Origin of the sequence: Aeromicrobium sp. S22 (genome assembly GCF_009661045.1) — a bacterium.
Lineage (GTDB): Bacteria > Actinomycetota > Actinomycetes > Propionibacteriales > Nocardioidaceae > Aeromicrobium > Aeromicrobium yanjiei.
Map to the genome: position 1 here is coordinate 676,946 of NZ_WJWV01000001.1, position 12,447 is coordinate 689,392.

Below are 12,447 nucleotides of genomic sequence, written 5' to 3' on the forward strand. Positions count from 1 at the left end.
CATGGCACGCACTCCCGTCCTCGAGCGGCCCACCTCCCTGAAGGTGCTGGGCACGGCCTTCCTCGCGATCGTGCTGTTCTTCTTGTGGATCACGTACGCGTTCTTCACCAAGGCGTTCGTCGACTACGACACCGTGACCCTCAAGGCCGACACGGCGGGCGTCAACCTGCCGCAGAACGCGGACATCAAGCTGCGCGGCATGATCGTCGGCGAGGTGCGCAGCGTCAGGACCGACGGCGACGGCGTCGAGCTCGAGCTCGGCATGAACCCGAAGCTGATCAAGGACGTGCCCAAGGACGTCACCGCGCAGCTCGTCCCCAAGACGCTGTTCGGTGAGAAGTACGTCGCCCTGATCCCGCCGGCGGGCGTCGGGACCGGCGGCCCGTCGCTGCAGGCCGGCGACACGATCACCAAGGCCGACGTGCCGATCGAGGTCGAGACGCTGCTCAACGACCTCTACCCGTTGCTCGAGGCGGTCGACCCGGCCAACCTGTCCTACACGCTGAGTGCGGTGTCGTCGGCCCTCGAGGGTCGCGGCACCCAGCTCGGCGAGACGCTGGTGACTCTCAACAGCTATCTGCGAAAGATCGATCCCGAGGTGCCGCAGCTCATCACCGACGTGACCAAGCTCGGGACGGTTGCCGACGGCTACGCCGACGCGATGCCCGACATCGGCCGCCTGCTGCGCAACACCGTGGTCACGGGCAACACGGTCGTGGCCAAGAAGGCCCAGCTCGCGGCGTTCTTCGACGAGGGCACCGACCTGTCCGACACCCTGACCGCGTTCACGACCGAGAGCGGCGAGGACCTCGTCGAGCTCGCGGGCGACAGCCGTCCGGTGCTGGAGGTCGTCGCCGACTACTCCGTGACGTTCCCCTGCTTCCTGAAGTCGATGGACACCTTGATCCCGCGTCTGGACAGTGCCTACCGCGACGGCATGCTGCACATCGACGTCGAGCTGATCAAGCAGCCCAACGCCTACGCGTACAACAACGCCGATCCGGACGACCCGGACAACGAGAACCTGGCGGCCTCCAAGGAGGTCTTCGACGCAGCCCGCAAGGAGCCCGGTGCGACCAGCGCCCGCGGCATCAACGGCCGCAACGCCGCCTCCCCCTCGTGCATCGACCTCAACGAGATCAACAAGGGACGCGCGCAGCAGGAGGCGTTGTCCTCGCAGAAGAACCCGTTCAAGATCCCGGCGGACGTCTACCGGCTCGTGGGCGTCAAGCGGGCCCACTCCAAGTTCGGCTCCACGGGCGCGGACGGTGACTTCGCCAGGAACCGCCCCGCGGCGTCCAGCCTCGACCTGCAGAACCTCGTGCAGCCCAGCATCGGCGCGACCGACTCGGCGGGGGAGCGGGCGCAGCTGGACGTGCTGATCGGCTCGATGACCGGCACGAAGGCCTCCGAGGTGCCCGACATCGGCTCGCTGCTGGTGGGCCCCCTGCTCCGCGGGACGAAGGTGAGCCCGAAGTGAAGCAGATCGACAAGGAGTCCATGGGGGCGGCCGTCAAGCTCGGCTTCTTCTTCGCCTTCACCGGCATCTCGACGCTGATCCTGGCCCTGACGCTGAGCAACGGATCGTTCGGCGACCGCAAGGAGTACAAGGCGGTCTTCGCCGACGTGACAGGCATGGCGAAGGGTGACGACGTCCGCATCGCAGGAGTCGCGGTCGGCGTGGTCAAGAAGGTCGAGATCGTCGAGCGGGACAAGGCCCTCGTGACGTTCGGCGTCGACTCCGACGTGCCCCTGACGGGCAACACGAACGCGACCATCAAGTTCCGCAACCTCGTGGGGCAGCGCTACATCGCCCTGACCCAGGGGCCCGAAGGTGCCAAGACGATCCTCAAGGCGGGCAGCACGATCCCGATGGAGCGCACGAAGGAGGCGTTGGACCTCAACGTCCTGCTCAACGGCTTCAAGCCGGTGTTCCAGGCCTTGTCGCCCGCCGACACCAACAAGTTCGCGTACGAGATCGTCCAGACGCTGCAGGGCGAGAGCGGCAACGTCGAGAACCTGCTCGCGCGCACCTCGTCGCTGACCGGCACGCTCGCCGACCGGGACAAGCTGATCGGTGACGTGATCGTCAACCTGAGCGACGTCCTGGACACGATCGGCAGCCGCGACGAGCAGCTGACCGAGACGATCGACACCTTGCAGCAGTTCGTGACCGGTCTGAAGGACGACCGCAACGCGATCCTCGACTCGGTCGACTCGATCTCAGACCTGACCGACGAGACCTCCGACCTGCTCGTGCAGGGCCGACCGGCGCTCACCGAGGACATCAAGCAGCTGCGGGCGTTGACCGGCAACCTGTCGTCCAAGAAGAACCTCACGACCGTGTCGCGGTCGATCCAGATCCTGCCGATCAAGCTCAGCAAGATCGGCACGGCGGCCTCGACCGGCAGCGAGTTCAACTTCTACCTGTGCGAGATCAACGGCAGCATCACGATCCCCGAGGTCAAGCTCGGGGGAGTGACCGTGCTGCCCGAGACGCCCCTCGACCTGACGGGTTCCCAGGGACTCAAGGTCGGCGGATCGCGCTGCAACCAGCCGGGGTATGACAAGTGAAGCCTTTCCGCGAGCGCAATCCCGTGATCATCGGCGTCATCGGCATCGCCCTGCTCGCCCTCATGATGCTGGGCGCCTTCCGCGCCGACCGGCTGCCGATCATCGGCGGCGGCGACACGTACCACGCGGAGTTCGCCGAGATCGGCGGCCTCAAGGGTGGCGACGAGGTCCGGGTGGCCGGCGTCTCGGTGGGCAAGGTCCGCTCGATCGAGCTCGACGGAGCCAAGGTGCGCGTGACGTTCACGATCGACAAGGGCACCGAGTTCGGCCGGGACACCGGCGCGGACATCCGGGTCCGTACGTTGCTGGGGGCCGAGTTCCTCGCCCTCACCCCCGACGGGGAGGGCCAGCTCGAGAAGGGCTCGACGATCCCGATCGCCCGGACGACCCCGCCGTACGACGTCGTGGAGGCGTTCTCGGACCTCAGCCGGACGACCGACGCCCTCGACGTGACCGAGCTGTCCAAGGCGCTGGACACCCTCTCGGAGATCTCGACCCAGACGCCCGAGGAGTTCCGCGGCGCGATCCGGGGCGTGTCGGACCTGTCCCGCAACCTGGCCGCCCGCGACGACCAGATCAACACGCTCCTGATCAACCTCAAGAAGGTCTCCGGAGTCCTCAACTCGCGCAACGAGGAGCTCGTGACGCTGTTCGAGGACTCCGACACCCTCTTCACGGCGATCAGCGAACGACGCGACTCGATCCACCGCCTCCTCGTCTCGACGCAGTCGATCTCGACGCAGCTGCGGGGACTGGTCAAGGACACCCGGGCGGATCTGCGACCCGCGCTGGAGCAGCTCGACGTCGTGACCACGATGCTGCGCAAGAACGAGGCGAGCCTGGACGAGGCGCTGCGGGTCTACCCGGCCTTCACCCGGGTGTTCGCCAACGCGCTCGGCACCGGGCCGTGGTTCGACACCTACCTGGGCGGCCTGACCTCGGCCGCCGGCCTGGGTGAACAGCTCTCCGAGGTGCTGAGGAGGCAGAAGCGATGATCGCCCAACGTCTCGCGGGACTCTCCAGGCTGCTGGTCGGCGCGGTCGTGCTGCTGCTGGTCGCTGCGCTGCTGCTCTTCCTCAACAAGGGCGACGGCAAGCGCTACCTGACCGTGGACTTCCAGCAGACCAACTCCCTCTACAAGGGCTCCGACGTCAAGATCCTCGGTGTCCCGGTCGGCGAGGTCGAGAGCCTGACCCCGCGCGGGGACGTCGTGCGCGTCAAGATCGCGTACGACGGCAAGCAGAAGCTGCCCGCCGACGTCAAGGCCGTCGTCGTGTCGCCGTCCATCGTGGGCGACCGCTTCGTCCAGCTCACACCCGCGTACACAGGCGGGGCGGCGCTGCGCGACAAGGCCTTCCTGCCGGTGGACCGCACCGCGGTGCCGATCGAGCTCGATGCGATCTACAAGTCGCTCGACGACCTCTCGGTCGCGCTCGGCCCCAAGGGCGCCAACAAGGAGGGCTCGCTCAGCACGCTGCTGGACAGCACGGCCGAGCAGTTCGAGGGCCAGGGTGCGCAGGTCAACGAGACGATCAGGAACTTCGGCAAGCTCAGCTCGACCCTGTCCAACAACAAGGACGAGCTGTTCGGCAGCCTGCGCGAGGTCGAGGAGTTCGTCAGCCTGCTGAAGACCAACGACTCCGCGGTCCGCTCGTTCAACGACAGCACCGCCCGCGTCTCGGAGGTCCTGGCCGGTGAACGCGACGATCTCGCCGCGACGCTCGAGGCGCTGAGCAAGGCCTTGGTCGACGTCAACTCCCTGGTCAAGGAGAACCGCTCGGCGCTGCGGGGCAACGTCGACAACATCGCCTCCCTCGCCAAGCTGCTCGCCAGGCACAAGGACGACCTCGAGGAGATCACGGTGAACGCTCCGACCGCGCTGAGCAACGTGGCCCTCGCCTACAACGGCACCTCCGGCACGCTCGACACCCGCGCCGACCTCCCCGAGATCGTCTTCAGCGCCCTCGACAACCCCGCGAGCCTGGTGTGCAACCTGCTGGGGGAGACCATCGACGACAAGGGTCTGTGCACGGGGCTGACCGACGTCCTGGACAGGTTGAAGCCGGACACGACCCTGCCCCGGACGAGCGTCGCACCGGCGCCGGCCGCGACCTTCGACGACCCGGTCTACGACTCCCTCGCCGGCGTCCTGGGAGGCAAGCGATGAGCCGCCGACGTCACCTGCGCCTGCCGATCCTCGCGGCGGTCTCGGCGCTGCTGCTCAGCGGCTGCGGATTCTCCCCCTACAAGCTGCCCCTGCCCGGCGGTGCCGATCTGGGCAGCGAGCCCTACACGGTCAAGATCCAGTTCCGCGACGTCCTGGACCTGGTGCCCCAGAGCGCGGTGCGGGTCGACGACATCGCGGTCGGCAAGGTCACCGACGTCACCTTGCAGGGGTGGACCGCGGTCGTGACGGTCAAGGTCAACCGCGACGCCAAGCTCCCCGACAACGCGGTCGCCACGATCCGCCAGACCAGCCTGCTCGGCGAGAAGTTCGTCTCGCTCGCGCCCCCGCCCACCGGCGGGTTCGGCTCGCTCGGCAACGGCGACACGATCCCCCTGGACCGGGCCGGCCGCAATCCGGAGATCGAGGAGGTGCTGGGCGCCGCGTCCCTGCTCTTCAACGGCGGAGGCCTGGAGAAGACCAACACGATCATCAAGGAGCTCAACAACGCGCTCGGGGGCAATGAGCCCGAGGTGCGCGAGCTCATCTCGTCCACGTCGTCGTTCATCACGCAGCTCGACGAGAACAAGGAGGCGCTGCTGACCTCCCTGGAGAAGGTCGACCGCCTCGCGAGGGCGACCCAGAAGCAGAGGTCAGCGATCACGGGCGCGCTCGACGAGCTGCCCGCCGCGCTCAAGGTCGTCAACCAGCAGCGTGACGACCTGGTCGGCCTGCTGCAGTCGCTCGACAAGCTGAGCAACGTCGCGACAGACGTCATCGCGCGCTCGAAGGACGACACCGTGGCCGATCTGAAGGCGCTGGCTCCCACGCTGGAGAACCTCGCGAAGGCGGGCGACGATCTCGCCTCGGGCACCCGTGCACTGCTGACCTATCCGTTCACCGACGGCTTCGTCGGCAACTCGGTCGCCGCGGCGACCGGGCGCTGCCAGGACTCGCCGACGGTCAAGGAGGGGGCGTGCTTCGGTGACTTCGCCAACCTCTCGCTGAGCCTGGATCTCAACGCCGATCAGCTCACCAACCTGCTGGGGCTCGATCTCGGCGAGCTGACCGACGCACCCAAGGCTCCCGCGGACGCCACGGAGCCGAGCGACACCCCGGCTTCGGAGGATCCGCTGGGCACGGGGGACCTGGCCGACCTGTTGTCGGGCCTGCTCACCGGCGGCAAGGGCTCCGGCGACAAGGACTCGGACACGGGTCCCGGCACGGGCTCGGGCGGTTCGGGCAAGGGCTCCGGCAGCCCGTCCACACCCGCTCCCGCCACACCCAAGCCCACCAAGCCGACGTCCAAGGGCCTGCTGTGCGGGCTGTTCGGATCGTGCCGGGCGCCGGTGGCCGACACCGCGTCCTCCGACGTCGAGCGACTCCTCCTGCAGACGGCGGTGGCCCCATGATCACCAGGCTGACCAAGATCCAGCTCGTCATCTTCGCGATCGTGACGGTGATCGGCGGGGCGTTCGTCGGCGGGCGCTATGCCCAGCTCGACCGGATGGTGGTCGATCGCAGCTTCCCCGTCACGGTGCAGTTCGCCGACTCCGGAGGCATCTTCGCGGGGGCGCAGGTGACCTATCGCGGCATCACGGTCGGCGAGGTCGACCGGCTCCAGTTCAACAAGGGCGGGGTCCAGGCGACGCTCGACATCGAGAACAGTGCGCCGAGCATCCCGCGGGACGTGATGGCGGTCGTCGCCAACAAGTCCGCGATCGGCGAGCAGTACGTCGACCTGCAGCCCCGCACCAACAAGGGCCCCTATCTCGCCAAGGGCAGCAGCATCCCCGAGCGCGACACCCGCATCCCGATCGACACCACGACCCTGCTGGTCGACGTCAACGACCTCGTCACCTCGGTCAACACCGACAGCCTGCGCACGGTCGTCGACGAGCTGGGTCAGGCGTTCGAGGGCACCGGCGACGACCTCGCGACGATCCTCGACACGTCCTCGGAGTTCATCCGGACCGCCGACGACAACTTCGACGTGACCCGCAAGCTCATCCGTGACTCCGACACGGTCCTGCAGACGCAGATCGACAAGCGCGGCGAGCTCGCGACGTTCTCGAGCAATCTCGCCCTGCTGTCGGACACCCTCGTCGAGGCCGACCCGGACCTGCGCCGCCTGCTCGACAAGGGCAGCGCGAGCGCCAAGACCCTGCGCAAGGTCGTCGACGAGAACTCGACCGACCTGAGCAGCGCGGTGCGTGACCTCGTGACGGCCGGCAAGCCGCTCAAGGAGAACGTGAGCGGGGTGCAGGCGGTGTTCGTCCTCTATCCGTACCTCCTGGAGGGGACGTTCACGGCCCTCAAGCCGGCCCGCGAGAACGGCAAGGAGACGGGGGAGTGGAATGCAGCCTTCGGTCTCGTGCTGACCGACACCACGGCCACCTGCACGTTCGCCCAGCAGGGCGGGGGTTCGGGCTACCGCGAGCGGCGCCCCGAGGCGACGATCAGCGATGCGCAGTTCGACACCGACGTGGACTGTAAGGTCAAGGACAACAAGATCGCGCGGCAGGCGTCCAAGACGGTGCTGAAGCGGTCCGCCGCAGCCGGGTCGGCGCTCGCGGCAGACGGAAAGGACTCGTGGAAGTGGCTTCTGCTCGATCCGGCCCAGTGACCGCGTGGTCCGGCCGCCGTCGAACGATCCGCGTCCTGGCAGCACTCGCCTCCTTGGGCGTGCTGCTGGCCGTCGTGGGTGTCGTCCTGCCGAGCTTCGGCAGCGACGAGTCCGGCGACCGCGAGAAGGTCACGTCACGGGCGAGCGACTTCGCCGTCGCGATGAACACCTTCGACTTCGACGAGCCCGAGGACTACCGGGCGCGCATCAAGACCCTGCTGACCCCTGCCTACTACCGCGAGTTCCTCGAGAACTCGAAGGCCACCGAGCAGGTGCTCGAGAACAACAAGGTCACGCTCAAGAGCGGTGACGCCAAGATCATCGGCATCGGCGTGGAGAGCATCGACGACGACTCCGCCGACGTCATCGTCGCGTTCGACGCCGCGATCTCCAGCGACAAGGCGGCCGTGACCGCGCCGCGCGAGTTCCGCTGGAAGATCGCGTTCAGCAAGACCAAGGGAGAGTGGCTCGTGTCGCGGTTCGAGAGCGTCGGCACCGTCGAGTCGCAGGCGGGTGCCGCTCCTGACGCGTCGCCGACCCCGGGGAGCGGGGGCCGATGAGCGAGCCGACAGGTCCCGTGCGGCGCCGGCGGATCGCGGGCGAGAGCGCCCCGGCGGCACTGACCCCGAAGCAGCCCGCGCCCCGGCGGACGTCCGCCAAGAAGGCACCGCTGAAGAAGTCGGCACCGCCGAAGAGGACCGCAGTCGCCACCACGTCGGCGCCGGTCAAGAAGACGGCACCTGTCAAGAAGACTGTGCCCGCCTCCCAGCCCGCCTCCCAGCCCGCGTCCGCGACCGCCGACGGACGTGAACGGTCGGGCCCGAGCCGCGCCGATCTGCGCTGGCTGGTGCCCGCGGTGCTGGCCACCGCCGCGGTGCTGGTGCTCGGCGTGCTGCTCGCGGTCCGCGGGTTCTCTGACTTCCGGGACGACGGCAGCGGCGTCGAGAAGGCCCAGGGCGAGGCGACCTCGGCGGCCGCCACCGCGGCGGAGTCGATCTTCTCCTACCGGTTCGACCAGCTCGACCAGTACGTCAGTGACAGCCAGGCGCTCATGACTCCGACGTTCGCCAAGAAGTTCGGCGAGATCGGTCCGGTCCTCGACGAGATCGCGCCGCAGAACAAGGTGCAGGTCAAGGCCGTCACGCGCAGTGCGGCCCCGATCGACTGCGGCGAGGAGTGCTCGACCACCAAGGCCGACGTGCTGATCTTCGTCGACATGGTCCGTCTCGTCGGCGGATCGGACGAGACGACCGTGTTCCCCAACCGCATCAAGGTCTCGATGGTCAAGGGATCCGACGGATGGCTGGTGGGCGATATCGTCACGTTGTCAAATTCGCCGTCATTGCCGGGGGAAAATCCCCAGACTGACGAAAAAGGCAAATAGCCTCCCTGACCGGGAGCCGATTGTCAAGGCCCGGCCTTGCCTCGGCGTGGCTTGCGCGTTACACTGAACTTTCGCGCTCGCCTTGCCCTGCCCATCTCCTGACCGTGATGGAAAGGCGCCCCTTGACCGGGGTCGTTTGGCGTGCGCGCGGAACATCTCCGAGCCACCCGCCTGCGAGCCCTTGGAAGGACCCCTCTTGGCCGCCTCGCGCAACACTGCATCTGTTCAGCCCCGCCGCATCTCCTTCGCCAAAATCTCCGAACCTCTCGAGGTTCCTGAGCTTCTTGCTCTGCAGACCGACGCCTTCGCCTGGCTGATCGGCGATGAGAAGTGGCGCGAGTCAGTTGACGCTGCTCTCGCCGCCGGCAGGACCGATATTTCCACGAAGTCCGGCCTGGAGGAGATCTTTGAGGAGATCTCCCCGATCGAGGACTTCTCCGAGACGATGAGCCTGTCGTTCCGGGATCACCGGTTCGAGCCGCCGAAGTACTCCGTCGACGACTGCAAGGACCGCGACGTCACGTACGCCGCGCCGCTGTTCGTCACCGCCGAGTTCATGAACAACGAGACCGGCGAGATCAAGAGCCAGACCGTCTTCATGGGTGACTTCCCGCTCATGACGGACAAGGGCACCTTCATCATCAACGGCACCGAGCGTGTCGTCGTCTCCCAGCTCGTCCGCTCGCCGGGCGTCTACTTCGAGCGCACGCCCGACAAGACGTCCGACAAGGACATCTACACCGCGAAGGTCATCCCCTCGCGTGGCGCCTGGCTCGAGTTCGAGATCGACAAGCGCGACATGGTCGGCGTGCGTCTGGACCGCAAGCGCAAGCAGAGCGTCACCGTGCTGCTCAAGGCGCTCGGCTGGTCCGAGGCGCAGATCCTCGAGGAGTTCGGCCAGTACGAGTCGATCCGCCTGACGCTGGAGAAGGACAACACCACCGGCCAGGACGACGCGCTGCTGGACATCTACCGCAAGCTGCGTCCGGGCGAACCGCCGAGCCGCGAGGCCGCGCAGACGTTGCTGGACAACTACTACTTCAACGCCAAGCGCTACGACACGGCCAAGGTCGGTCGCTACAAGATCAACAAGAAGCTCGGCGTCGAGGAAGCCTTCGACCAGCAGACGCTGACGATCGACGACATCGTCTCGACGATCAAGTACATCGTCGCCCTGCACGCCGGTGAGACCGAGCTGGCCACCGCGGCGGGCACGACCATCGTCGAGGCCGACGACATCGACCACTTCGGCAACCGTCGCATGCGCACGGTCGGCGAGCTGATCCAGAACCAGCTCCGCACGGGCCTGGCCCGCATGGAGCGTGTCGTCCGCGAGCGCATGACGACCCAGGACGTCGAGGCCATCACGCCGCAGACCCTGATCAACATCCGCCCGGTCGTCGCGGCGCTGAAGGAGTTCTTCGGAACCTCGCAGCTCTCGCAGTTCATGGACCAGAACAACCCGCTCGCGGGCCTGACGCACAAGCGTCGTCTGTCGGCCCTCGGACCGGGTGGTCTGTCACGTGAGCGCGCCGGCTACGAGGTCCGTGACGTCCACCCGTCGCACTACGGCCGCATGTGCCCGATCGAGACCCCCGAGGGCCCGAACATCGGCCTGATCGGCTCGCTCGCGTCGTACGGTCGGATCAACTCGTTCGGCTTCGTCGAGACGCCTTACCGCAAGGTCATCGACGGCCGCGCGACGGACGACGTGGAGTACCTCACGGCGACCGACGAGGACCGCTTCATCATCGCCCAGGCGAACTCGCCCCTCACCGAGGACGGCACGTTCGTCGATGACATGGTGCTGGTCCGCCAGAAGGGTGGCGAGGCCGAGCTGCGCCCCGCCGCCGACGTGGACTACATGGACGTCTCGCCCCGCCAGATGGTGTCGGTCGCGACGGCTCTGATCCCGTTCCTCGAGCACGACGATGCGAACCGCGCCCTCATGGGTGCGAACATGCAGCGTCAGGCCGTCCCGCTGATCCGCAACGACGCCCCGCTCGTCGGCACCGGCATGGAGTTCCGTGCCGCGGTCGACGCCGGTGACGTCACGGTGGCCAAGGTCGCCGGTGTCGTCAACGAGGTCTCCGCGGACGCGATCGAGATCATGCAGGACGACGGCTCGTACTTCACCTACCGTCTGGCCAAGTTCCGTCGGTCGAACCAGGGCACGTGCACCAACCAGCGCCCGCTGGTCAAGCACGGTCAGCGTGTCGAGGTCGGCACGCCGCTGGCCGACGGTCCCTGCACCGACGAGGGCGAGATGGCGCTGGGCACCAACCTGCTCGTCGCCTTCATGCCCTGGCAGGGTCACAACTACGAGGACGCGATCATCCTCAGCCAGCGTGTCGTCCAGGACGACCTCCTCACCTCGATCCACATCGAGGAGCACGAGGTGGACGCCCGCGACACCAAGCTGGGCCCCGAGGAGATCACGCGGGACATCCCCAACGTCTCCGAGGAGATGCTGGCCGATCTCGACGAGCGCGGCATCATCCGCATCGGTGCCGAGGTCGGCAACGGTGACGTGCTCGTCGGCAAGGTCACGCCCAAGGGCGAGACCGAGCTGACCCCCGAGGAGCGCCTGCTCCGTGCGATCTTCGGCGAGAAGGCGCGCGAGGTGCGCGACACGTCGCTGAAGGTGCCGCACGGTGAGTCCGGAACCGTCATCGGTGTGCGGGTGTTCGACTCCGCGGAGGGCGACGAGCTCTCCCCGGGCGTCAACCAGCTGGTCCGCGTCTACGTGGCCCAGAAGCGCAAGATCTCCAACGGTGACAAGCTCGCCGGCCGTCACGGCAACAAGGGCGTCATCTCCAAGATCAACCCGGTCGAGGACATGCCCTTCCTCGAGGACGGCACGCCCGTCGACATCGTGCTCAACCCGCTCGGTGTCCCCGGACGCATGAACGTCGGACAGGTGCTCGAGACGCACCTCGGCTGGGTCGCCAAGACCGGCTGGGACATCTCGGACATGAAGGACGAGTGGGCCGACCGTCTGCGTGCCATCGGTGCCGATCGTGCGCCGAAGGACAGCAACGTCGCGACCCCCGTCTTCGACGGTGCCCGCGAGGACGAGATCCAGGGACTCCTGGCCTCGACCCTGCCCAACCGCGACGGCGAGCGCATGGTCAAGCGCGACGGCAAGGCGAAGCTGTTCGACGGTCGCACCGGCGAGCCCTTCCCCGACCCGGTCTCGGTCGGCTACATGTACCTGCTGAAGCTGCACCACCTCGTCGACGACAAGATCCACGCACGTTCCACGGGTCCGTACTCGATGATCACGCAGCAGCCGCTGGGTGGTAAGGCGCAGTTCGGTGGACAGCGTTTCGGTGAGATGGAGGTGTGGGCCCTCGAGGCCTACGGAGCGGCGTACGCGCTGCAGGAGCTCCTGACCATCAAGTCCGACGACATCCTCGGACGCGTCAAGGTCTACGAAGCCATCGTCAAGGGCGAGAACGTCCCGGAGCCGGGCATCCCGGAGTCCTTCAAGGTTCTCGTCAAGGAGATGCAGTCGCTGTGTCTCAACGTCGAGGTGCTCTCGAGCGACGGAACTGCTGTCGAGATGCGCGATGCGGAAGAGGATCTCTTCCGCGCCGCCGAAGAGCTCGGCATCGATCTGTCCCGCCGCGAGCCCTCCTCGGTCGAGGAGGTCTGAGCCCCTGCCGCGCGGCGGCAGCTCAGATCCCCTCATCCATG

Annotated in this window: 9 protein-coding genes; all 9 read left to right on the forward strand. The window is 67.3% G+C overall.

The features are described from left to right. Position 1 precedes the first annotated feature (1 nt). The 9 genes from GEV27_RS03400 (at position 2) to rpoB (ending at position 12,406) form a co-directional block, all read left to right on the forward strand. Positions 2 to 1,480, forward strand: a complete 1,479-nt coding sequence (locus tag GEV27_RS03400) for an MCE family protein (protein WP_153910051.1) — start codon at positions 2 to 4, stop codon at positions 1,478 to 1,480. Next, positions 1,477 to 2,574: an MCE family protein gene (locus GEV27_RS03405; RefSeq protein ID WP_243838777.1), complete on the forward strand. Its 1,098-nt coding sequence runs from the start codon at positions 1,477 to 1,479 to the stop codon at positions 2,572 to 2,574. The genes GEV27_RS03400 and GEV27_RS03405 overlap by 4 nt, the downstream gene beginning before the upstream one ends. After that, a complete protein-coding gene (locus GEV27_RS03410) occupies positions 2,571 to 3,569 on the forward strand; it encodes an MCE family protein (protein WP_153654387.1) in 999 nt (332 codons plus the stop codon). The genes GEV27_RS03405 and GEV27_RS03410 overlap by 4 nt, the downstream gene beginning before the upstream one ends. Beyond that, positions 3,566 to 4,741 (forward strand): MCE family protein, encoded by a 1,176-nt coding sequence (locus GEV27_RS03415; protein ID WP_153933467.1) that lies wholly within the window; start codon positions 3,566 to 3,568, stop codon positions 4,739 to 4,741. The genes GEV27_RS03410 and GEV27_RS03415 overlap by 4 nt, the downstream gene beginning before the upstream one ends. Beyond that, positions 4,738 to 6,150 carry an MCE family protein gene (locus tag GEV27_RS03420; RefSeq protein WP_153933468.1) on the forward strand — a complete coding sequence of 471 codons (1,413 nt, stop codon included), beginning with the start codon at positions 4,738 to 4,740 and terminating at the stop codon, positions 6,148 to 6,150. Before GEV27_RS03415 ends, GEV27_RS03420 begins: the two co-directional genes overlap by 4 nt. Further along, positions 6,147 to 7,364, forward strand: a complete 1,218-nt coding sequence (locus GEV27_RS03425; RefSeq protein WP_153910053.1) for an MCE family protein — start codon at positions 6,147 to 6,149, stop codon at positions 7,362 to 7,364. Before GEV27_RS03420 ends, GEV27_RS03425 begins: the two co-directional genes overlap by 4 nt. After that, positions 7,361 to 7,924, forward strand: coding sequence for a hypothetical protein (locus GEV27_RS03430; RefSeq protein WP_153910054.1), 564 nt, complete (start codon positions 7,361 to 7,363; stop codon positions 7,922 to 7,924). Before GEV27_RS03425 ends, GEV27_RS03430 begins: the two co-directional genes overlap by 4 nt. Next, on the forward strand, positions 7,921 to 8,748 hold the full coding sequence (locus tag GEV27_RS03435; protein ID WP_153933469.1) for a hypothetical protein: 828 nt from the start codon (positions 7,921 to 7,923) through the stop codon (positions 8,746 to 8,748). The genes GEV27_RS03430 and GEV27_RS03435 overlap by 4 nt, the downstream gene beginning before the upstream one ends. 196 nt (positions 8,749 to 8,944) lie before the next feature. Continuing rightward, positions 8,945 to 12,406 carry a DNA-directed RNA polymerase subunit beta gene (rpoB, locus tag GEV27_RS03440; RefSeq protein ID WP_153654376.1) on the forward strand — a complete coding sequence of 1,154 codons (3,462 nt, stop codon included), beginning with the start codon at positions 8,945 to 8,947 and terminating at the stop codon, positions 12,404 to 12,406. Positions 12,407 to 12,447: the final 41 nt, after the last annotated feature.